The 21424-nt window shown below is 70.9% G+C and carries 22 protein-coding genes and 2 tRNA genes; 13 read left to right on the top strand and 11 right to left on the bottom strand.

Going from position 1 to position 21424, the window contains the following annotated elements:
• Window positions 1–544 precede the first annotated feature (544 nt).
• Window positions 545–673, top strand: coding sequence for a hypothetical protein (locus EV699_RS20435; protein WP_279389406.1), 129 nt, complete (start codon window positions 545–547; stop codon window positions 671–673).
• A gap of 28 nt (window positions 674–701) precedes the next feature.
• Here EV699_RS20435 and EV699_RS10635 read toward each other — a convergent pair whose 3' ends face one another.
• The 10 genes from EV699_RS10635 to EV699_RS10590 all read right to left on the bottom strand — a co-directional run bounded on the left by EV699_RS10635 (window position 702) and on the right by EV699_RS10590 (window position 8100).
• Complete coding sequence (locus tag EV699_RS10635; RefSeq protein WP_132542437.1) at window positions 702–1016, bottom strand: hypothetical protein; 315 nt, start codon at window positions 1014–1016, stop codon at window positions 702–704.
• Between the two features lie 257 nt (window positions 1017–1273).
• A tRNA-Met gene (locus EV699_RS10630) sits at window positions 1274–1350 on the bottom strand.
• Window positions 1351–1459: 109 nt separating this feature from the next.
• Entirely contained in the window at window positions 1460–2551 is a 1092-nt protein-coding gene (gene ychF, locus EV699_RS10625) for a redox-regulated ATPase YchF (RefSeq protein ID WP_132542435.1), read from the bottom strand.
• 34 nt (window positions 2552–2585) lie between these two features.
• Window positions 2586–3182: an aminoacyl-tRNA hydrolase gene (pth, locus tag EV699_RS10620; protein ID WP_243662629.1), complete on the bottom strand. Its 597-nt coding sequence runs from the start codon at window positions 3180–3182 to the stop codon at window positions 2586–2588.
• Between the two features lie 9 nt (window positions 3183–3191).
• Window positions 3192–3806, bottom strand: coding sequence for a 50S ribosomal protein L25/general stress protein Ctc (locus EV699_RS10615; RefSeq protein WP_132542433.1), 615 nt, complete (start codon window positions 3804–3806; stop codon window positions 3192–3194).
• 85 nt (window positions 3807–3891) lie between these two features.
• The gene (locus EV699_RS10610; RefSeq protein WP_207923007.1) at window positions 3892–4830 is read right to left on the bottom strand and encodes a ribose-phosphate pyrophosphokinase; all 939 of its coding nucleotides are present in this window, start codon (window positions 4828–4830) and stop codon (window positions 3892–3894) included.
• A 42-nt stretch (window positions 4831–4872) separates the two neighbouring features.
• Window positions 4873–4947: transfer RNA gene (locus EV699_RS10605), tRNA-Gln, on the bottom strand.
• Between the two features lie 29 nt (window positions 4948–4976).
• On the bottom strand, window positions 4977–5831 hold the full coding sequence (gene ispE / locus EV699_RS10600; protein WP_132542429.1) for a 4-(cytidine 5'-diphospho)-2-C-methyl-D-erythritol kinase: 855 nt from the start codon (window positions 5829–5831) through the stop codon (window positions 4977–4979).
• On the bottom strand, window positions 5828–6430 hold the full coding sequence (gene lolB / locus EV699_RS10595) for a lipoprotein insertase outer membrane protein LolB (protein WP_132542427.1): 603 nt from the start codon (window positions 6428–6430) through the stop codon (window positions 5828–5830). Before lolB ends, ispE begins: the two co-directional genes overlap by 4 nt.
• Complete coding sequence (locus tag EV699_RS10590) at window positions 6424–8100, bottom strand: tetratricopeptide repeat protein (RefSeq protein ID WP_132542425.1); 1677 nt, start codon at window positions 8098–8100, stop codon at window positions 6424–6426. The genes lolB and EV699_RS10590 overlap by 7 nt, the downstream gene beginning before the upstream one ends.
• Before the next feature lie 130 nt (window positions 8101–8230).
• Between EV699_RS10590 and hemA the strand changes: the two genes are divergently transcribed.
• The 4 genes from hemA to EV699_RS10570 are packed head-to-tail and all read left to right on the top strand — an operon-like array spanning window position 8231 to window position 12199.
• Window positions 8231–9502 carry a glutamyl-tRNA reductase gene (gene hemA, locus EV699_RS10585; protein WP_132542423.1) on the top strand — a complete coding sequence of 424 codons (1272 nt, stop codon included), beginning with the start codon at window positions 8231–8233 and terminating at the stop codon, window positions 9500–9502.
• Entirely contained in the window at window positions 9499–10581 is a 1083-nt protein-coding gene (gene prfA / locus EV699_RS10580) for a peptide chain release factor 1 (protein WP_132542421.1), read from the top strand. The genes hemA and prfA overlap by 4 nt, the downstream gene beginning before the upstream one ends.
• Entirely contained in the window at window positions 10578–11456 is an 879-nt protein-coding gene (gene prmC / locus EV699_RS10575) for a peptide chain release factor N(5)-glutamine methyltransferase (protein WP_132542419.1), read from the top strand. Before prfA ends, prmC begins: the two co-directional genes overlap by 4 nt.
• Entirely contained in the window at window positions 11456–12199 is a 744-nt protein-coding gene (locus tag EV699_RS10570) for a HesA/MoeB/ThiF family protein (RefSeq protein WP_132542417.1), read from the top strand. The genes prmC and EV699_RS10570 overlap by 1 nt, the downstream gene beginning before the upstream one ends.
• Here EV699_RS10570 and EV699_RS10565 read toward each other — a convergent pair.
• Window positions 12196–12828, bottom strand: coding sequence for a hypothetical protein (locus tag EV699_RS10565; RefSeq protein ID WP_132542415.1), 633 nt, complete (start codon window positions 12826–12828; stop codon window positions 12196–12198). The genes EV699_RS10570 and EV699_RS10565 overlap by 4 nt on opposite strands.
• 161 nt (window positions 12829–12989) lie before the next feature.
• Between EV699_RS10565 and pilM the strand changes: the two genes are divergently transcribed.
• The 8 genes from pilM to EV699_RS10525 all read left to right on the top strand — a co-directional run bounded on the left by pilM (window position 12990) and on the right by EV699_RS10525 (window position 21416).
• Window positions 12990–14048 (top strand): type IV pilus assembly protein PilM, encoded by a 1059-nt coding sequence (pilM, locus tag EV699_RS10560; protein WP_165904095.1) that lies wholly within the window; start codon window positions 12990–12992, stop codon window positions 14046–14048.
• A gap of 1 nt (window position 14049) precedes the next feature.
• Window positions 14050–14634, top strand: a complete 585-nt coding sequence (locus tag EV699_RS10555) for a PilN domain-containing protein (protein WP_132542411.1) — start codon at window positions 14050–14052, stop codon at window positions 14632–14634.
• Window positions 14631–15260 (top strand): type IV pilus inner membrane component PilO, encoded by a 630-nt coding sequence (locus EV699_RS10550; protein WP_132542409.1) that lies wholly within the window; start codon window positions 14631–14633, stop codon window positions 15258–15260. The genes EV699_RS10555 and EV699_RS10550 overlap by 4 nt, the downstream gene beginning before the upstream one ends.
• Window positions 15257–15784: a pilus assembly protein PilP gene (locus tag EV699_RS10545; RefSeq protein WP_132542407.1), complete on the top strand. Its 528-nt coding sequence runs from the start codon at window positions 15257–15259 to the stop codon at window positions 15782–15784. The genes EV699_RS10550 and EV699_RS10545 overlap by 4 nt, the downstream gene beginning before the upstream one ends.
• 14 nt (window positions 15785–15798) lie before the next feature.
• Complete coding sequence (locus tag EV699_RS10540) at window positions 15799–18012, top strand: type IV pilus secretin PilQ (protein ID WP_243662628.1); 2214 nt, start codon at window positions 15799–15801, stop codon at window positions 18010–18012.
• Between the two features lie 46 nt (window positions 18013–18058).
• The gene (gene aroK, locus EV699_RS10535; RefSeq protein ID WP_132542405.1) at window positions 18059–18580 is read left to right on the top strand and encodes a shikimate kinase AroK; all 522 of its coding nucleotides are present in this window, start codon (window positions 18059–18061) and stop codon (window positions 18578–18580) included.
• A gap of 87 nt (window positions 18581–18667) precedes the next feature.
• The gene (gene aroB, locus EV699_RS10530; RefSeq protein ID WP_132542403.1) at window positions 18668–19747 is read left to right on the top strand and encodes a 3-dehydroquinate synthase; all 1080 of its coding nucleotides are present in this window, start codon (window positions 18668–18670) and stop codon (window positions 19745–19747) included.
• On the top strand, window positions 19731–21416 hold the full coding sequence (locus tag EV699_RS10525; RefSeq protein WP_132542401.1) for an AAA family ATPase: 1686 nt from the start codon (window positions 19731–19733) through the stop codon (window positions 21414–21416). Before aroB ends, EV699_RS10525 begins: the two co-directional genes overlap by 17 nt.
• The last annotated feature ends 8 nt before the right edge of the window (window positions 21417–21424 follow it).

Genomic DNA, 21424 nt, shown 5'->3' with positions numbered 1-21424 from the left:
TACACGGCCAACATCGGCGTGATCAACGCCCAGGCCGCCGACATCTACCGCTACATGAACTTCGACCAGATCGACGACTTCCGCCGCCTCGCCGAGACCGTCGACGTCGCGTAAGCCGCCGCGATCGCATACGCCAGGGACGGCGAACGGCTTCACGACGCAGGCCCGCACCGGCAACGGTGCGGGCCTTTTTCATGCGCCGATGGCGGAAGACGTGCGGCGTCCAGCGTTCCACGCCATGCCTGCGCCGCCCTGCAACGACCGAGCCTTGCCGATCATCGGGGTACCGAGGGCGTGCGTGCGGGCCGCCCACTTTCATACGCTGATGCTCGTGCGGTTCGGCGGGCAGGCCTGCACACGCCCTCCACGCGTGGTAGCGGAGCCGGAAACGACAAAGCCCGCTCGCGCGGGCTTTGTCGTCGATCTGGTGGCTATGGGTGGGTTCGAACCACCGACACCGGTATCATGAGCACGATAGCCGACAAAATATTTATTTTAAAATCAAAAGCATAAAAATAAGCACCCCGCGCTTTCGTACCATCAAATGCGGCTGTGCATCGTGCTGCGCGTCGGGCGTGTCACGCTGGCGTCACACCCGACCAGCCATGTCGCCGCCGTGCTCGCCGAACTGCTCGCCAGCGCCCGCGCCGGCCGTTTGTGGCCAGCGTGGTAGCCTCACCGCCGTTGCGGGTGACGACCTCTTACAGGCTCCAGACCTCGGAGCCATCCTCGCGATAAACCACGTGGGCCTTGCTTCCGGTGCCGATGCCGTCCTCATCATCGACGTCATAGACGATCTCACCGGCCGGTAGCGCATCGAGCGCATCTGCCAGTTCGGCGCGGCCACCGATCTGGCGGTGCATGGCGGCCAACTCGCCGGCAGTGATCTCCCGGCACTTGACCCCCTTGATCTGGGCGATGTTTCCGAAGTTCCACCTAACAATCTTGTTGGGCGCATTTGGGGTGGTCACAACAGTCTCTCCCACTTCAGAGCCGCCGCCCATCGGTGGCTCCATAAACCACATATATCCGGATTATTTGCCGGATTGAAGGTAGCGGTATCGAAAAAACAGACGGCCGCCACCTGATCGTGGACGGGCGCGCTACGCCGCCGGCCGTGTGCATCAGCGGTGCTCGCCGGCACGACGTGATGCTCTTCGCGGCAGTGCTCGATGCGTTTCCGCCCATGGCGGGCCTGCACGCACGTCGCCTGCCACGTGATGCCGGAGGCCGGAAACGACAAAGCCCGCGCGAGCGGGCTTTGTCGTCGATCTGGTGGCTATGGGTGGACTCGAACCACCGACACCGGCATTATGAGTGCCGTGCTCTAACCGACTGAGCTACATAGCCTTTTTTGAATTTTTCGGAAGCCTGCAGCGGCTTCCGAGGGGGCGCATTATCGACAGGCGCCGGTACCGTGTCAACCGCCCGAGGCGCCTATCCTGCAGGCCGACCGGGCCTAGACATTGAAGCGGAAATGCATCACGTCGCCGTCCTGGACGACGTACTCCTTGCCTTCCAGGCGCCATTTGCCGGCCTCCTTGGCACCGCCCTCGCCCTGATAGCGAATGAAATCGTCGTAGGCGATCACCTCGGCACGGATGAAGCCGCGTTCGAAGTCCGTGTGGATCACCCCGGCGGCCTGCGGCGCGGTGGCGCCGACCGGTACGGTCCACGCCCGCACTTCCTTGACGCCGGCGGTGAAGTAGGTCTGCAGCCCGAGCAGCTTGTAGCCGGCGCGGATCACGCGGTTCAGGCCCGGTTCGTCCAGCCCCATGTCGGCGAGGAAGTCGATCTTGTCCTCGTCGTCGAGCTGCGCGATCTCGGCCTCGATCGCCGCGCACACCGGCACCACTTCGGCCCCTTCGGCGGCGGCGAACGCACGCACGCGCTCGAGCAGCGGGTTGTCGACGAAGCCGTCCTCGTGGACGTTGGCGATGTACATCGTCGGCTTGATCGTCAGCAGGTGCAGGTCGTACAGCAGGTCGAGTTCGTCGTGGTCCAGCCCCAGCGCGTGCACCGGCCGCGCCTCGTTGAGGTGGGCCTGCACCCGCGCGAGCAGTTCGCGCCGGGCGACGGCATCCTTGCCGCCGGCCTTGGCGGCCTTCTCGGCGCGCTGGAAGGCCTTTTCGACGCTGGCGAGGTCAGCGAGCGCGAGTTCGGTGTTGATGACCTCGATGTCCGACAGCGGGTCGACCCGGCCGGCGACGTGGATCACGTCGTCGTTCTCGAAGCAGCGCACGACATGGGCGATCGCGTCGGTTTCGCGGATGTTGGCGAGAAACTGGTTGCCGAGCCCCTCGCCCTTCGAAGCGCCGGCGACCAGGCCGGCGATGTCGACGAACTCCATCGTGGTCGGCAGGATGCGCTGCGGCTTGACGATGGCGGCGAGCGCGGCGAGCCGTGCGTCGGGCATCGGCACCACGCCGACATTGGGGTCGATCGTGCAGAAGGGGTAGTTCTCGGCCTGGATGCCGGCCCGCGTGAGGGCGTTGAACAGGGTCGACTTGCCGACGTTCGGCAGGCCGACGATGCCGCACTTGAATCCCATGGAATACCTCGCTCGGCGGCGCCGATGCTTGCGCTCAGCCGACCGCGCGGCTGTGCAACGTGTTCATCACCTTGTCGAGCTCACCGCGCGCCACGGCCGGGAAGGCCCGCACGGCGTCGTCGAGCGCCTGCTCGATCAGGGCCTGTTCGGACGCCGGCGCCTTGCGCAGCACGAAATCGACGACCTCGGCCGCCGTGCCGGGATGCCCGATGCCGAGCCGCAGGCGCAGGAAGTCATTGCCGCCGCACTGGGCGATGACGTCGCGCAGGCCGTTGTGGCCGCCGTGACCACCGGCGCGCTTCAGGCGCACCACGCCGGGCGGCAGGTCGAGCTCGTCGTGGGCGACCAGGATGGTCGGCAGCGGGAACTTGTAAAAGCCGGCCAGTCGCGCCACCGCGTGGCCGCTGCGGTTCATGAAGGCGAGCGGCTTCAGCAGCCAGAGCGGCTGCCCGTCGACGCTGATCTGGCAGGTTTCGGCGTTGAGCTTGGGGTCGACGCGAAAGCGGCCGGCGTAGCGCTGCGCCAGCGCGTCGACGAACCAGAAGCCGGCGTTGTGGCGGGTGCGCTCGTAGGCAGGGCCGGGATTGCCCAGCCCCACCACGAGCCTGACCGGATTGCGCTCGGCAGCCACGGGCTGCGATCAGGCGCTCGCGGCGCCCTCTTCCTCGGCACCGCCGCGCGCAGCGTGGATGCTGACCACGACCTGATCGGCATGGGTGCCGTGGGTGAGCGCGGTGAGCTCGATCCCTTCGGGCAGGACCAGGTCCGACAGGTGCAGGGACTGCCCGACTTCGAGTCCGGCCAGATCGACCGCGATGAACTCGGGGAGCTGGCCGGGCAGGCAGGCGACGTCGACTTCGATCAGGTGGTGGCTGACGGCACCGCCCTGCTGCTTGACGCCGACCGAGCTCTCCTCGTTGACGAAGTGCAGCGGCACGTGGACGTGGATCTTCTGGTCGGCGGCGACGCGCTGCAGGTCGACGTGCAGGATCACCGGCTTGTACGGGTGGCGCTGCAGATCGCGCAGGATCGCCGTCTCGACGCGCTCGCCCAGCTTGATCTTGAGCACGTGCGAGTAGAACGCCTCGTGCTCGAGGTTGTGGCTCAGTTCACGGTGTTCGAGCGACACCACTTCGGGGGCCTGGCCCGCGCCGTAGATCACGGCGGGCACCCGCCCCTCGCGACGCAGGCGGCGGCTCGCACCTTTGCCCTGCTCGTCGCGCGGCAGCGCGGTCAGTTCGAATTCGGCACTCATCGGAGACTCCGGGTTTGGTAGCACAGCGGGGGGAAAACCGGTGCGTCCGCGACCAGGCGCACCGGGACGAAAGGGATGGATCGGCTCAGTCGACGAACAGCGAGCTGACCGACTCCTCGATGTGGATGCGGCGAATGGTTTCCGCGAGCAGGCCGGCCACGCTGAGCTGGCGGATCTTGCCGCTGGCTTCGGCATCGGCGCTGAGCGGGATGCTGTCGGTGACCACCAGTTCGTCGAGCACCGAGGCCCGCAGGTTCTCGATCGCGCGCCCCGACAGCACCGCGTGGGTGCAGTAGGCCCGCACCGACGTCGCGCCGTGGTCCTTCAGCGCGCGCGCGGCATGGCACAGGGTGCCGGCGGTGTCGACCATGTCGTCGACCAGCACGCAGTCGCGCCCGTCGACGTCGCCGATGATGTGCATCACCTGCGACTCGTTGGCGCGCGGCCGGCGCTTGTCGATGATCGCGAGTTCGGCGTCGTCGAGGCGCTTGGCGAGCGCGCGCGCGCGCACCACGCCGCCGACGTCGGGCGACACCACCATCAGATCGTTGATCGGCAGCGCGCGGATGTCGGCGAGCATGATCGGCGTCGCGTAGATGTTGTCGACCGGCAGATCGAAGAAGCCCTGGATCTGGTCGGCATGCAGGTCGACGGTGAGCACGCGGTCGACGCCGACCGAGGTGATCATGTTCGCCACCACCTTGGCCGAGATCGGCACCCGCGCCGAGCGCGGCCGGCGGTCCTGGCGCGAGTAGCCGAAGTACGGGATCACCGCGGTGATGCGGATCGCCGACGAGCGTCGCAGTGCGTCGACCATCACCAGCAGTTCCATGATGTTGTCGTTGGTCGGCGCGCAGGTCGGCTGAACGATGAAGACGTCGCGCCCGCGCACGTTCTCCATCAGTTCGACCATGCACTCACCGTCACTGAAACTGCTGACGACCGCCTTGCCCATCGGTAGCCCGAGGTGTTCGACGATGCGTAGCGCGAGACGGGGGTGAGCGCGCCCCGCGAAAACCATCATTCTGGGTTCGGACACGATGCGACCTGCCGTGATGCTGGAAACTGGCTGGGCCGCCAGGATTCGAACCTGGGAATGCCGGAATCAAAATCCGGTGCCTTACCGCTTGGCGACGGCCCAATAGTAACGATGAACGTCCTGTTGCCGGCTCAGCGCTGCGCCGCTGCCAACCGCCGCAGCAGCGGCGATCGGTTGCGGCCGCGAGCGACGAAGCCCTCCCAACCGGGAGGCAGCGCCGCGCATACCCGCCGGGCATCGTCCTGCGACGCGAACGCCGCAAATACGCAGGCACCGGTGCCGGTCAGCCGGGTCGGCGCGTAATTGCCGAGCCATCCGGCAGCCTCCGCGACCGCCGGGAAACGACGGTAGACGACCGCTTCGCAGTCGTTGCGGCAGGCCCCCGCAAGAAAGTCGCGTATTGTGATGAGGGGGGAATCACGTGTCAATTCAGGGTCCTCGAACACGCTGCGGGTGGCCACCGCGGTACCCGGGACCAGCACGACGAACCACGGCTCGTCGACCTCGACCGGCGTGAGCAGTTCGCCGACACCTTCGGCCCAGGCCGCACAGCCGCGCACGAACACAGGGACATCGGCGCCGAGCCCGAGGCCGAGCCCGGCCAGGGCGTCGACGTCCAGGCCACAACCCCACAGGTGATTGAGGGCAACCAGCGTGGTCGCGGCATCGGAACTGCCGCCGCCGAGCCCGCCGCCGAGCGGCAGGCGCTTGACGACGCGGATGCGCACGCCCGCCGTCACGCCGCTCGCCTCGCGCAGCGCCTGCGCCGCGCGCACGCTCAGGTCGGCCTGCGGCGCCACGCCGAGCAGCGGGGTTTCGAGCTCGATCCGGCCGTCGTCGCCCACGGCGAAGGCGAGCGAATCGCAGCGGTCGATGAACTGGAACAGCGTCTGCAGCCGGTGGTAGCCGTCGGCGCGGCGGCCGACGATGTGCAGGAAACGGTTGAGCTTGGCCGGCGCCGGCCAGTCTTCGGACCAGCCGCTCATCGCGTCCAGCGCTCGATCGCGAGGCGCACCTGCACATCGCCGTGGGTCGCGCGCAGGCGCGTCGGCAGCGGCAGGGCGACACCTTCTTCATAGGCGCCGTAGACGACGGTCCAGCCCGCCTGTTCGAGCGACTGCAGGCGCCCGTCGGCGTCGGTGACGAGGCGCGCCGGCTGCGCCGGCATCGGCCGGCCGAGCACCCAGTCGCGCAGGCCCCGCACCGGCACGTTCACCCCGGTGGCCCGTTCGATCAGCGCATCGGCGTCGGCGGCGCCGAATTCGCGGCCGTCGGCGGCACGCAGCACCACGCCGTCGGCGTCGCCCTCCACCGCGAGCCGCCCCTGGCCGAAGGGCCCGACGATGTCGACCGCGTAGCGCTCACCGGTCTGGCGCCAGTCCAGGCTGCCCGACCAGGCCTCGTTGTCGCGGGTGACGCCGATGCGCCCGCTGGCCTGCCACTGGTCGAGCCGGGAAAGCGCGGCGGCGCGCGCGCGCCAGCGCGGATCGTCCGCATCCCCCGCCGGCGGCAGGCCGGCGCAGCCGGCGAGGACGACGAGCAGCAGGACGAGGCCGGCGGCCCGCACCGGGCCCGCCGTCACCATCCCTGCACCTCCTTCAGGCGGCGCAGGAAGCGGTCATCGGGCGTCAGGCGCCAAGCGCGCTCGAACAGCGTGCGTGCCTCCTCGCCGCGCCCGGTGGCCTGCAGCACTTCGACCAGGTGGGCGGTGATCTCGGGCTCGTCGCTGCGGGCGCGCGCGCGGCGCAGGTAGTCGAGGCCTTCCTCGGCCCGGCCGATCTTGAACAGGATCCAGCCCATGCTGTCGAGCGTGGCGGCATCGTCGGGGGTGCGCGCCAGCGCGCGCTCGACGAAGGGAAGCGCCTCGGCGTAGCGCCCGCCACGGTCGGCGAGCGTGTAGCCGAGCGCGTTGAGCGCCATGGCGTTGTCGGGATCGAGTTGCAGCACCCGGCGCAGGTCGGCTTCCGCCTGGTCGACGCGGTCGAGGCGCTCGGCCACCAGCGCCCGCGCGTAGAGCAGATCGGTGTCGTCGGGCAGCACCGCCAGAGCGCCGTCGAGCACGCCCATCGCGTCGCCGAAGCGGTCCTCGCGACGCAGCAGGTCGGCCTCGCCGAGGTAGAGCCGGCGCGCCTCGTCCGGGTGCTCGCGCCGCTGCGCATCGAAGTAGGCCCGCATCGCGTCGGGGCCGGACTCGCGCAGCCGCAGGCCGCCGATGCGGATACGCGCCGCGAAGGCACGGGTGTCCGAACTCACGCGCCCGTACCAGGCGGCGGCGCGCGCGAAGTCGCCGCGGCCTTCCTCGGCCTGGCCGAGTTCGAACATGACCTCGTCGTCGCGCCCGCCGCTCTCCAGCGCGGGCTCCAGCACCTGCACCGCGCGCGCATACTGGCGGCGCTCGATGGCGATCGCGCCGAAGGCGAGGCGGGCCTCGATGTCGAGCGGGTCGGCACCGATCACGCGCTCGAGCTCGACCAGCGCGGCGTCGGCCTCGCCGGCGGTGTACAGCACCCGCGCGTAGTCCATGCGCAGCTTGCCGTCGTCGGGAAAGCGCTGCACGGCGGCCGCGAGCGCGGCGCGCGCGGCGTCGATGTCGCCGCGATCGAGCAGCGCCCGCGCGCGCAGCAGGTGCGCCGGCACCCACTGCGGCTCGGCGCGTATCGCCGCGTCGAGCAGCGGCAGCACCAGAGCCTGCTCGCCGGCGGCGAGCGCCGCCGCCGCCTCGTAGTAGTAGCCGGCGGCGTACTCGGGGTGGCGGGCGCGCAGCTCGGCCAGCGCCAGGTACACCGCGCGCTTGTTCGGCACCTGGTTCAGCAGGCCGGCGAGCGCGGCGAAGCCCTGCTGCCGGTCGCGGCCGGCAAGGCTTTCACGCACCGCTTCGAGGTGCTCCACCGCCTCGTTCACCTGCCCGGCGTCGACCAGCGCGAGCACCAGGGCCTGGCGGGCCTGCGGGTCGTCGGGGGCGAGGGCGAGCCAGCGCCGGGCAGCATCGGCGCCGAGCGCAGGCTGCCCGGCGTACAGCGCGAGGCCGAAGGCGCGCTCGGCCACGCGCACGTCGTCACTGCGACCGGCGGCGTCGAGATAGGCGCGCAGCGCCTGATCGAGGGCGCCGCGCTTGCCGGCGATCTCGCCGAGGAGGATGTCGTAGTACAGCGTGCCGGCGGGCGCAGGCTTGGGTGGCGGGAGCGTCTGTTCGGCCCGTACGGGTACGGCCGCCAGCGCGATCGCGAGCACGACCGAAACTTTGAGCGCGTTCATGGCATGGATTCGATTGCGGGGACCGCGGAGGTCCGTGACACGGCGGGAGCTGATCGCGGCAAGGGCTCGGCTTGATCCCGATGCGGCCCATCCCGCAGAATCTGGCGGTTTCAGCACGACGCCCCGTATCATGCCCCTGCTGGCCATAGGCATCAATCACAAGACGGCGCCGGTCAGCATGCGCGAGCGGATCGCCTTTGCGCCGGATCGGCTGCAGCAGGCGCTCCGCGAACTCGTCGCCGACGGTGCCGCGCACGAAGCCGCGATCCTGTCGACGTGCAACCGCACCGAGGTCTACTGCGGGCTTGCGCACGGCGACCATCAGGACGTCCTGCAGTGGCTGTCGCGCTATCACGCCATCCCCGCCGCCGAGCTCTCGCCCTTCCTGTACGTGCACCCCGAGCAGGACGCCGTGCGGCACATGCTGCGGGTGGCCTCGGGGCTCGATTCGATGGTGCTCGGCGAGCCGCAGATCCTCGGCCAGGTGAAGGATGCCTACCAGACCGCCAACGCCGCCGGCACCCTCGACACCCAGCTCGAACGCCTGTTCCAGCATACCTTCGCGGTGGCCAAGCAGGTGCGCACCGACACCAGCATCGGCGCGAGCCCGGTGTCGGTGGCGTTCGCCGCGGTGTCGCTGGCGCGGCAGATCTTCGACCGCCTCGACGGGCGCACCGCGCTGCTGCTCGGCGCCGGCGAAACCGTCGAGCTCGTGGCCCGGCACCTGCGCGAGCAGCGCATCGGCCGCCTGGTGATCGCCAACCGCACGCTGGAGCGCGCCCACGCGCTCGCCGTCGAGATGCAGGGCTACGCGATCGGCCTCGCCGAGATCGACGCTCACCTCGCCGAGGCCGACATCGTCATCGCCGCCACCGCGAGCCCCGAGCCGCTGGTGCTGGCCGAACCGGTGCGCCAGGCGCTGAAGAAGCGCCGCCACCAGCCGATGCTGATGGTCGACATCGCCGTGCCGCGCGACATCGCGCCGGCGGTCGGCGAACTCGACGACGTCTACCTGTACAGCGTCGACGACCTGCAGGAGATCATCCGCGAGAACCTGCGCTCGCGGCAGGCCGCGGCCGAGCAGGCCGAGGAGATCATCGACACCCAGGTGGCGCACTTCATGGCTTGGCAGCGCGCGCAGGACGCCGGCCACCTGATCCGTGCCCTGCGCCGGCAGGCCGAGGCGATCCGCGACGAACTGCTGGCGAAGGGGCGCACCCAGCTCGCCCAGGGCCGCGACCCGCTGCAGGTGCTCGAACAGCTCGCGCACCAGCTCACCAACAAGCTGCTCCACGCCCCGAGCGCCGGCCTGCGCGAGGCCAGCGCCCAAGGCGACGCCGATACCGTCGCGATGCTTAGTGCGCTGTACCGGCTGGACGAAACCGCCCCCCCCCGCCCATGAAAGACTCGATCCGCAGCAAGCTCGAACGCCTCACCGAACGTCACGAAGAGGTGGGCGCGCTGCTGAGCGACCCCGAGGTCATCGGCCAGCAGGAGCGCTTCCGCAGCCTGTCGCAGGAGTACGCCCAACTCGAACCGGTGGCGCGCGCCTTCGGCGCCTACCGCGAACGCCTCGACGCCATCGCCGCCGCGCAGGCGATGACCGAGGACGCCGACCCGGAGCTGCGCGCGCTCGCCAGCGACGAGGTGCGCACGCTCACCGCCGACCTCGAAGCCCGCGAACACGAACTCGCGCTGCAACTGATCCCGTCCGACCCGCACGACGACGCCAACCTCTTCCTCGAAGTGCGCGCTGGCACCGGCGGCGACGAGGCGGCGCTGTTCGCTGGCGACCTCCTGCGCATGTACGCCCGCTATGCCGAAAGCCGCGGCTGGCAGGTCGAGGTGCTCAGCGAGAGCCCCGGCGAGCACGGCGGCTACAAGGAGGTCGTCGCCCGCGTGATCGGTCGCGGCGCCTATTCGCGGCTCAAGTTCGAATCGGGGGTGCACCGCGTGCAGCGGGTGCCGGAGACCGAGTCGCAGGGGCGCGTGCACACCTCGGCGGCCACCGTGGCGATCCTGCCCGAACTCGACGAGGTCGAGGCGGTGGCCATCAACCCCGCCGACCTGCGCGTCGACACCTACCGCGCCTCGGGCGCCGGCGGTCAGCACATCAACAAGACCGATTCGGCGATCCGCATCACCCACCTGCCGAGCGGCATCGTGGTCGAATGCCAGGACGAGCGCTCGCAGCACAAGAACCGGGCGCGGGCGATGTCGCTGCTCGCCGCCAAGCTGCTCGCCGCCGAGCAGGAGAAGCAGGCGAGCGCGCGCTCGGAGAGCCGCCGCCTGCAGGTCGGCAGCGGCGACCGCTCCGAGCGCATCCGCACCTACAACTTCCCGCAGGGGCGCATCACCGATCACCGCGTGAACCTGACGCTGTACAAGCTCGGCGAGGTGCTGCAGGGGGCCCTCGACCCGGTGATCGACCCGCTGATCCACGAATACCAGGCCGACCAGCTGGCGGCGCTCGGCGCATGACGGCACCACTCGTGACCGCACCGAGCGTGCAGGCGCTGCTCGCCGAGGCCGGCACACGCCTCGCCGCGGTGAGCGACTCGCCGCGCAGCGACGCCGAACTGCTGCTCGCGCATGCCCTCGGCCGCCCGCGCAGCTTCCTGCGCGCCTGGCCCGGGCATGCGGTGCCGCCGGCGCAGGCCGAGCACTTCGCCGCCCTGCTCGCCCGCCGCGGCGCCGGCGAGCCGGTGGCTTACCTCCTCGGCCGGCGCGAATTCTGGTCGCTCGAACTCGCGGTGAGCCCGGCGACGCTGATCCCGCGCCCGGAAACCGAACGCCTGGTCGAACTCGCGCTCGCCTGCCTGCCGGCCGACCGCCCCGGCCGGATCGCCGACCTCGGCACCGGCAGCGGCGCCATCGCGCTGGCCCTCGCGCACGAGCGTCCGCAGGCGCAGGTCGTCGCCACCGACGCCAGCGCCGCGGCGTTGGCGGTCGCCCGCGCCAATGCCGGGCGCCTGGGCCTCGCGCACGTCGACTTCCGCCTCGGCGACTGGTGCACACCGCTCGCCGGCGTCACCTTCGACCTCATCGTCTCGAACCCGCCGTACGTCGCCGCCGGCGATCCGCACCTCGCGCAGGGCGACGTCCGCTTCGAACCGCACGTCGCGCTCGTCGCCGGGGCCGACGGCCTCGACGCCCTGCGGCGGATCGTCGCCGCGGCGCGCACGCACCTGGTGGCGGATGGCTGGCTGCTGCTGGAGCACGGCTGGGACCAGGGCGAGGCCGTGCCGGCGCTGCTGCGGGCGGCGGGCTACGTCGAGGTGAGCGACCACGCCGACGACGCCGGCCAGCCGCGGGTGAGCCGGGGGCGCTGGCCGGGCGGCGCGGGGGCGGGCTGATGGACGACGCGGCGCTGCTGCGCTACAGCCGGCAGATCCTGCTGCCGCAGTTCGGCTACGACGGCCAGGAACGCCTGGTCGCGGCGCGCGTGCTGGTGCTCGGGCTCGGCGGCCTGGGTTCGGCCGTGGCGCTGTACCTCGCCGCCGCCGGGGTCGGTCAGCTGCTGCTGGTCGACGACGATCGCGTCGACCGCACCAACCTGCAGCGGCAGATCGCCCACACCGAGGCCGATGTCGGCCGCCTCAAGGTCGACTCGGCCGCCGCGCGGCTGCGTGCGCTGAACCCGCTGGTGAACGTCGAGCCGCTCGCGCAGCGCCTGGATGGCGCCGCGCTCGACGCCCTCGCCGGGCAGGTCGACGTGCTGGTCGACGGCTGCGACAATTTCGCCACGCGCTTCGCCGTCAACGCCGCGAGCCTCGCCCGCGGCACGCCGCTGGTGAGCGGCTCGGCGATCCGCTGGCAGGGCCAGGTCTGCGTGTTCCGCCCCGGCACGCCGGACGCCTCCTGCTACCACTGCCTCTACCCCGACATCGAGGAAGTGGCCGAGGCCTGCGCCCACACCGGGGTGCTCGCACCGCTGGTCGGCGTGATCGGCGCCGTGCAGGCGCTGCAGACGCTCAAGCTGCTCGCCGGCCTCGATGCGCCGGGCGGACGCCTGCTCAGCTACGACGCCCTGCAGGGGCGCTGGCGCCAGGCGCGGCTGCGCCGCGATCCGGCCTGCCCGGCCTGCGGCGGCCGCTAGCCGCCCCCTGCGACCGCCTCGACGCCGGCGGCGAGCAGCGCTTCGAGCTCCCGCAGCCCGGCGCGGTGCATCGGCCGGCCGTCGACCGGGCTGCGCGGCGCCTCGCGTTCGGCGTCGAGCGGGAACACCGTGATGTCGATGCCGATCTCGCCGGCCGCGAAGGCGTAGGTCGGGAAGCTCGCGTGCTCGCCGTTGGCCAGGCGCAGGCGGCGCTCGCCGGTCTCGAACGGGATGTCGTGCCCGATCAGGAAGAGCACGACCTCCTCGGCGGTCTCGGCGAACAGGTGCAGGTGGACGTCGGCGTCGGAACCGGCGGTGCCCGCGAGCACCGCACCGACCAGCCGCGGCCGGAAGCGCGCGAAGAAGCGCATCGCCTCGGCCGCGGCCTGGCGCAGCACCCGCACGTGGTGGCCCTGGGTGTCGGCACGGAACAGGCGCTGGTACTCGATGATGGCGAGTTCGATCTCGCTGTTCGAGGGCAGCACCTGGCGGCTGCTGATGCCGAGCCGCTGCGCCGCCTTGCGCTTGGCGACGCGGAAATCCTTGACCCCCTCCTCGGCCATGATGCGGGCGCAGGCCTGCGCCAGCAGGGTGCGGGTTCGCGCCTCTTCGCGCTGATGTGCTGCCATGATGCCCCCGTTGTTGCGGTCTTCTCCGCGGCCCGCGCGCTGGCTCCGGCGTATCGGGCGCGCACGTTCTAATCTTGCCCGCAGCCGATGACGCCATCTGGCACGCCGAAAATCTTCTGGGGTATTCTCGCCGGCGCGCACGCCCGGAAAGGATCTCAAGCTTGTCCTTATTCAATAAGAAAAGCCGCTATCTGGGAATCGATCTGAGCACGACATCGGTCAAGCTCATCGAACTCAGCCGGGCGGGGCAGCGCTACCAGCTCGAAGGCTTCGCGGTCGAACCCATTCCGGAAGGCGCGATCGAGAATCGCAACCCCAGCGACGCCCAGGTCGTCGGCGCGGCGATCCGCAAGGCCGTCAGGGACATGCACAGCGGCCTGGCACAGGCGGTGATCGCGGTGCCGACGACCAGCGTGATCACGCGCGTCGTGTCGCTGCCGGCCGAACTCGACGAATCGCGCCTCGAAACCACGCTGAACGTCGAAGCCGGCCAGTACATCCCGTTTCCGATCGACGAGGTCTACCTCGACTTCGAGATGCTCGGCCGCTCGCGCTCCGACGCCGCGCTGCAGGAACTGATGCTGGTGGCCACGCGGCGCGAGAACGTCGACCTGCGCCAGGACGCCCTGCGCGAGGCCGGGCTCAAGGCGGAGGTCATCGACGTCGAGAGCTACGCGATCGAGAACGTGTTCCCGCTGCTCGCCTCGAAACTGCCCCAGTACGGCCAGGATGCACGCTTCGCGGTGCTCGACGTCGGGGCGACGTATTCCTCGCTGTACGTGCTGCAGGCCGGGCGCGTGGTGTACACGCGCGAGCAGGCCTTCGGTGGCGACCTGCTGACCGCGGCGCTGGCCGAGAACCTCGGCGTCGGCCGGCCGGAAGCGGAGCTGATGAAGCGCTCGGGCCGTCTCGGCGACAGCTTCTCGGCCGAGGTGGTGACGCGCTACCGCAACCTGCTCGCCGAGCAGATCGGCCAGATGCTGCAGTTCTTCTTCTCGTCGAGCCACCACTCGAACGTCGAGCACGTGGTGCTGATCGGCGGCGGTGCGCTGGTGCCCGGCCTGAGCCGGGCGGTCGGGGCGACGCTGCAGATCCCGACGGTGGTCGGCAACCCGTTCGAGGCGATGCTGGTGGCGCCGCGGCTGCGTTCGCGCGACGTGCAGACGAACGCCGCGATGTTCGCCGTGGCCTGCGGGCTCGCCCTGAGGAGCTTCGACTGAGATGACGCGCATCAACCTGCTGCCCTGGCGCGAGGAGCGGCGTGCCCGCCGGCAGCGCGATTTCGTCGCCGCGCTGACCGGCGCCGCGGTGGCCGGTGCGCTCGCCGTGGTCATGGTGCACGTGGTGATCGGTGCCGCCATCGGCGCGCAGGAGGCCCGCAACGAGTTCCTGAAGAGCGAGATCGCGCGCCTCAACGCCATCGCCAACGAAATGCGCGAACTCGACAAGACCAAGGCACGCCTCACCGCCCGCTTCGACGTCATCGCCGGGCTGCAGTCGAGCCGGCCGCTGATGGTCAAGGCCTTCGACCAGCTCGCGCGGGTGTCGCCCGAAACGCTCTACCTCAGCAGCGTCAAGACCACCGGAACGGCGCTCAGCATCAGCGGCACGGCGCAATCGAACTACGTCATCTCGGAGTTCATGCGCGCGCTCGCGCAGTCCCCCAGTTTCAAGGAACCGCAGCTGCGCCTGATCGACAACCGCGACGTCGGTGCCACGCGCGTCAGCGCCTTCGAGCTGACAGTCGAGCGCCGCGAGCTGGCGCCCGCCAAGCCGGCGCCCACACCGCAGAAGAAGACGCCATGAACCTCGAGGAACTGCGCAATCTCGAACTCGACCTGAACCGCGGCGGCGAGTGGCCGTGGCCGGCCAGGGCGGTGCTGATGCTGCTCATCTTCGCTGCCGTGGTCGGCATCGGCTATTACGTGGACACCAGCGACCGCCTGCTCGAACTCGATGAGGTCCGCGCGAAGGAAACCGCGCTGCGCGAGGAGTTCGTCACCAAGCAGAGGGTGGTGGCCAACATCGACGCCTACCGCGCCCAGCTGCGCCAGCTCGAAACCATGCTCGCCGGGCTGCTGCGGCAGCTGCCGACGCGCACCCAGATGCCGAAGCTGCTCGAAGACGTCTCCGACCTCGGCCGCACCAACGGCCTGGTGTTCCAGCAGTTCAAGCCGCTCGACGAGATCCCGCGCGACTTCTACGCGGTACGCCCGATTGCACTCAAGGCCACCGCGAGCTACCACCAGTTCGCCGCCTTCATCAGCGCGGTGTCGGCGCTGCCGCGCATCGTGACGCTGGAGAACGCCACCCTCACCGCGCAGAAGATCAACGACGTCAACCGCGACGTCGCCGAGCCGCTCACCATCGAGGCGACCCTGCAGGCCTATCGCTACCTGGACGAGAGCGGCACCGAGGAGGCCATCCAATGACGCGGGCGCGGATGACCCTCGCCGCGCTCGCCGGCTGCCTGGCCCTGGGCGGCTGCAGCGAACCCGACGTCAGCGACCTGCGCGAGTTCGTCGCCAACACCAAGGCCTCGGCGCCGGGCAAGCCCTTGCCGCCGCTGCCCGAGCCGCCGGTCTATCATCCGTTGACGTACGCGGCGCAGGACCTGAAGTCGCCGTTCGAGGTCGCCGCCTTCGTCCGCACGCCGGTGGCGCCCAAGATCGACAACGGTATCCGCCCCGATCTCGATCGCCCGCGCGAGGAGCTCGAAAAGTACACGCTCAGCTCGCTGAAGATGGTCGGTACCATCGAACGCGAGGGCCGCTGGGCCCTGATCCTGGCGCCGGACGGCTCCGTGCAGCCGGTCGCCCCCGGCAACCACATCGGGGCGGACTACGGCAAGGTCACGGCGGTGCTCGACGATCGCGTCGAGCTGCTGGAAATCGTGCCCGACGGACAAGGGGGCTGGGCCGAGCGCCGCAATGCCCTGAGTCTGCAGACTCAGTGAGAGGACGAACGACGATGATCGCGACCTTCATGCCCGCCCGCGCGCTCGTCCGCCGGCCACGCGCCCCGATCCTCGCCGCGCTCGCGCGCTCCGGCGCGTGGCTGCTCGGCCTGCTGCTGCTGTGCGCCACCGGCCGCGCCTTCGCCGAGGGGACGCTCGAGGCGGTCGACGTGGGGACGCTGCCCGGCAACCGCGTGCAGCTGCGCTTCCAGCTCTCCGCCCCGGTGACGCCGACGCACTTCTCGGTGACCGAACCGGCACGCATCGTCGTCGATTTCCCCGAGACCCGCAGCGGAATGCAGAGCCGCCGGCAGGACATCGGCTCGGGCGTCGCCGAACGCGTCAGCATCCTCGAAGGCAGCGGCCGCACCCGCGCGATGATCAACCTGTCGCGCATGGTGCCCTACAGCGTGAAGGCCGAGGGCAACACGGTGCTGGTCACCCTCGAAGCGACCACCGCGAGCGCCACGGCGGCGCCGGAACCCGCCCCGAGCGCAGGCTCCGCGGCGCCGACGCGCGCCGCGGCCGCGGCCGCGGGCGGTGCGCGCGTCCTCAATCGCGTCGACTTCCGCCGCGGCGGCGATGGCCAGGGGCTGATCATCGTGAACCTGTCGGACCCGTCGACCTCGGTGGACGTGCGCGAGGAAGGCGATCGCATCGTCGCGGAATTCGCCAATGCCCGCCTCGGCCCGGGCCAGCAGCGCCGCCTCGACGTCAGCGACTTCGGCACCCCGGTATTCGGCATCGACGCCGTCAACCGCGGCCGCAACGCGCAGTTGTCGATCCGCACCAACGGCCGCTACGAGATGGTCGGCTACCAGAGCGAAGGCGCCTACACGATCGAGGTGCGCCCGGCGCAGCAGGCCAAGGCCGGGCAGACGGTCGGCGAGACCCGCGAGAAGGCCTACCGCGGACAGTTGCTGTCGCTGAACTTCCAGGACATCGAAGTGCGCGCGGTGCTGCAGATCATCGCCGACTTCACCGGCCTCAACGTGGTGGTGAGCGACACGGTGACCGGGCGCATCACGCTGCGCCTGAAGAACGTGCCGTGGGACCAGGCCCTCGACATCATCGCCCAGACCAAGGGCCTCACCCAGCGCCAGACCGGCAACGTCATCTACATCGCCCCCACCGCGGAGGTCGCCGAGCGCGAGCGCCTGGAGCTCGAGGCGCGCAAGCAGTCGCTCGGGCTCGCGCCGCTGCGCTCCGAGCTCATCCAGGTCAACTACGCCAAGGCCGCCGAGCTCGCCAAGCTGATCAACGGCAACAGCGTGGAGGGCCAGCAGCGCAACACCGGCAACGACAACACCAACACGTCGATGCTGTCGGACCGGGGCGTGCTGTCGGTGGACGAGCGCACCAACACGCTGCTGATCCAGGATGTCGCCGAGCGCGTCGCCGACGTGCGCGCGCTGGTGTCGAAGGTCGACATCCCGGTGCGCCAGGTGATGATCGACTCGCGCATCGTCATCGCCAACGACGACTTCAGCAAGGAGCTCGGCGTGCGCTTCGGCGGCGCGCTCGGCATCGGCGGCCCGCAGTCGGGTGCCGTGGTCGGTGGCAACGCCGACGGCAATGCGGCGCGCCTCGCCGATGACGGCGCGATCGTCGGCAATGGCAGTGCCCTGAGCCTGGCCGAACGCCTCGGCGTCAACCTGCCCGTGGCTTCGCCGGCCGGGTCGCTGGCGTTCGCGATCCTCGGCCGCAACTACCTGATCGATCTCGAACTCTCGGCGATGCAGGCCGAGGGCCGCGGCGAGGTGCTGTCGAACCCGCGGGTGCTCACCGCCGACCGCATGAAGGCGTCGATCATGCAGGGCCGTGAAATTCCCTATACGACGGCGGGCTCGGCCAACAACCCCCCCACCGTTTCATTCAAGGACGCGTTGCTCGAACTTACGGTCGTGCCGCAGATCACCCCCGACCGCAACGTGATCATGGACCTCAAGGTGACCAAGAACGAGGACTCCGGACAGCGCGTGCTCGGCCAGCCGGTTCTCGACAAGCGCGAGGTCATCACCCAGGTGCTGGTGCGCAACGGCGAGACCGTCGTGCTCGGCGGCGTGTTCGAGCAGATCACCCGCGAGAACGTCAGCAAGGTACCCTTCCTCGGCGATCTCCCGATGATCGGCCGGCTGTTCCGCAACAACCAGAACCAGAACCAGAAGCTCGAACTGCTGATCTTCGTCACGCCGCAGATCGTCGACGGCAATGTCGTGGTCCGCTGAGCCCCAACGCCCCTGCCGCACCGCGGCAGGGGCGGTGCCCCCTACGATGCTGAGCGCACACCAGAACATCTTCCTGATCGGCCCGATGGGCGCCGGCAAGACCACGGTCGGCCGCCTGCTCGCCCAGACCCTGGCCAAGACCTTCCTCGACAGTGACCGCGAGATCGAAACTCGCACCGGTGCGAGCATCCCGCTGATATTCGAGCTCGAGGGCGAAGCGGGTTTCCGCGCCCGCGAGAAGGCGATGATCGACGAGCTCACCCGCCGCGACGGCGTGGTGCTGGCGACCGGCGGCGGTGCCATCCTCGACCCCGACAACCGCCGCGCCCTCGCCGGCCGCGGGCTGGTCGTGTACCTGGAGACCTCGGTCGACGAACAGCTGCGGCGCACCGCCCGCGACGAGAACCGTCCGCTGCTGCGCACCGCCGACCCGCGCGGGCGCCTCGAGGAGCTGCTGCGCATCCGGGCGCCGCTGTACCGGGAGATCGCCGACCTCACCGTCAACACCGACGGCCTGCTCGGCCGGCGCGTGGCCGCGATGATCGGCACCCATCTCGCCTCGCTGTAGCGACGCGCGGCGTGCGGCCCCGGTGCTTGCGACCCCGGCACGCATCACCCACCATGGCGCATTCCGCCCCTGCCCCGTGAACCGTTCATGCAGACCCTGACCGTCGATCTCGGTGACCGCAGCTACCCCATCCACATCGGTCCGGGCCTGCTCGGCCGGCCGGACGTCTGGCGCGCCGCGGTCCCCGGACGACAGGTGATGGTGGTCAGCAACACTACGGTCGCTCCGCTGTACCTCGAAACCGTCTGCAGCGCCTTCGACGACCGCCGGGTCGAGACGGTGGTGCTGCCGGACGGCGAGTCGTTCAAGACGCTCGACACGCTCGGCAACGTGTTCGACGCCCTGCTGCGGGCACGCTTCGACCGCCACTGCACGCTGCTGGCCCTGGGCGGAGGCGTGGTCGGCGACATGACCGGCTTCGCCGCGGCGTGCTACCAGCGCGGCGTGGACTTCGTGCAGTTGCCGACCACGCTGCTCGCGCAGGTCGACTCCTCGGTCGGCGGCAAGACCGGCGTCAACCACCCGCTGGGCAAGAACATGATCGGCGCCTTCCACCAGCCGCGCGCCGTGGTCATCGACACCCGCACCCTCGTCACCCTGCCCGACCGCGAGTTCGCCGCCGGGCTCGCCGAGGTGATCAAGTACGGCCTGATCCGCGACCTGCCCTTCCTCGACTGGCTCGAAGCGAACCTCGAAGCGCTGCTCGCACGCGACGGTGCCGCGCTCACCGAGGCCATCGCGCGCTCGTGCCGCTGCAAGGCCGAGATCGTCGGGCGTGACGAACGCGAGAGCGGCGAGCGCGCCCTGCTCAACCTCGGCCATACCTTCGGCCACGCCATCGAGACCGGCACCGGCTACGGCGTCTGGTTGCACGGCGAGGCGGTCGCCGCCGGCACCTGCATGGCGCTCGACCTCTCGGCCCGCCTCGGCTGGCTCGACGCCGCCGCGGTCGAGCGCGTGCGGCGCCTGTTCTCGCGCGCGCAACTGCCGGTGACGGCACCCGCGAGCCTGAGCGCCGAGGATTTCCTGGGGCTGATGGCGGTCGACAAGAAGACCCGCGACGGCCAACTGACGCTGATCCTGCTGCAGGGCCTGGGCCACGGCGTGGTGAGGCGCGACGTGCCGTCGGCCGCACTGCGCGCCACGCTCGATGCCTTCTGCCACTAGGGCCCACGCGCTCGCGGACGGCGCCGGGCCGCCGCCGCTGCACGCCGCCGGGCACGACGAATACTTCGACACCCCGGCGCTCGCCCACGCGCGCGCGATGCTGGTGCAACTGGCCGGCGTCGGCGCGTTCATCGGTGCGATCCGGGGCGCGCCGGGCAGCGGCAAGTCGCAGTTGCTGCGCCAGCTCGCCCGCGAGCTGCAGGACGCTCCACGGCACCCGACCGTGTGCCTGGCCGGCAGCGAATCCGGCGTGCTCGCCGCGCTCGCCGCCGCCTTCGGGCTCGCCAACGGCGCGGACCCGGCCGAGACCCGGCGCACGCTGATCCAGCACCTCGCCACCCTGCACGCGCAGCACGAGGTTCCGGTCGCGCTGATCGACGACGTCGAGCGCCTCAATGCCACCGACCTCGCCCTGCTGATCCGCCTCGGCCTGTCCGCCGACCAGCGCCGCTCGGGCCTGCTGAGCCTGGTGCTCGCCGGCAGCGGTGACCTGGAAAGCCTGCTCGAAAGCGCCGGCGCCGGCCTGACGCGCCAGCGCATCTACACGGTGAGCATGCCGGCGCTGAGCCCCGAGGAAAGCCGCGCCTACCTCGGCTGGCGCTTCGGGCCGGCCACCACGGCACGCCTCGGTGCCGCCGCCGCGACGCTGGTGCAGTGCGCCGGCGGCAACCCCGGCGCGCTGGAGCGACTGACCGAGGCGCACGGCGCGCGCCGTGCGCCGGCCCTTGCACCGGTCTGGCTGGCCGCGCTCGGCATCACCGCCGCCGTCGGGGTCGGGGCGCTGCTCTGGTGGGAACGCCCCCACGCTGGCGACGCCCCGGCCCTGCCGCCGGCGCCGGTGCCCGCGGCGGAATCGCCGCCGCCGTTGGCGGCCACGCCAACGCCGTCCCCCGCCCCCGCGGACGTGGCCCCGCAAGCCGCGGCGACGCCGCTCGTCGCATCGATCGCTCCGCCGGAGCCGGCAGCACCGCCGGAGCCCGCGAGCACGCACGACACGACGGCCGCGACGCCGGCGACCGCCACCGAACCCGCAGCGCCGGATGCCCCGGATTCGCCGGCGACCGCCACCGCCCCGCCGGCGCTGCCGGCGCTGCCGGCGGAACCGGCCGCTGCGCCGGCACCACCCGTCGCCGCGGCCCCCGTCGAACCGGGCAGTGCGGCGGCGCCCGCCACGCCCGTCGAGGTCCTCCGGGCAACCGACGTCGCTGCCGCTGCACCGGCAGCGCGCACGGACGTCGTGGCGACGCCGCATGCGCCGCGACTTCCTGCCGTGACAGCGCCGACCGCCCCGCCCCCGCGCACCGCGGCGCGGCCTGCACCGCAACGGGGAGCCGCCCCCCCTTCACGCAGCGACGCCGCCGCCGTGCCATCGCCGCAGCGCCCCGCCAACGGGCGCGCGACGGAACTGCGCGACGACGAATACGTCGTGCAGATCGCCGCCGCCGGCACGACGCAGACGCTGCGCGCCTTCGCGGCCCGCGCGAACCTGCGCAACCCCTTGTATCTGCAGCTTGAAAGCCAGGGCCGCATGTGGCAGGTGCTGGCGCTCGGCCCGTACCCCGACCGGACCCGCGCCGAGTCCGCGCTGACACAGCTGCCCGATGACGTGCGCAGTGCCGGTGCGTGGGTGCGCAGCGGCAGGGCGCTGCGCGCGAAGCGCGCGCACTGAGCGGGTGC

Origin of the sequence: Plasticicumulans lactativorans (assembly GCF_004341245.1) — a bacterium.
Classification (GTDB): Bacteria; Pseudomonadota; Gammaproteobacteria; order Competibacterales; family Competibacteraceae; genus Plasticicumulans_A; species Plasticicumulans_A lactativorans.
This window is presented reverse-complemented; position numbering and strand designations above follow the sequence as displayed.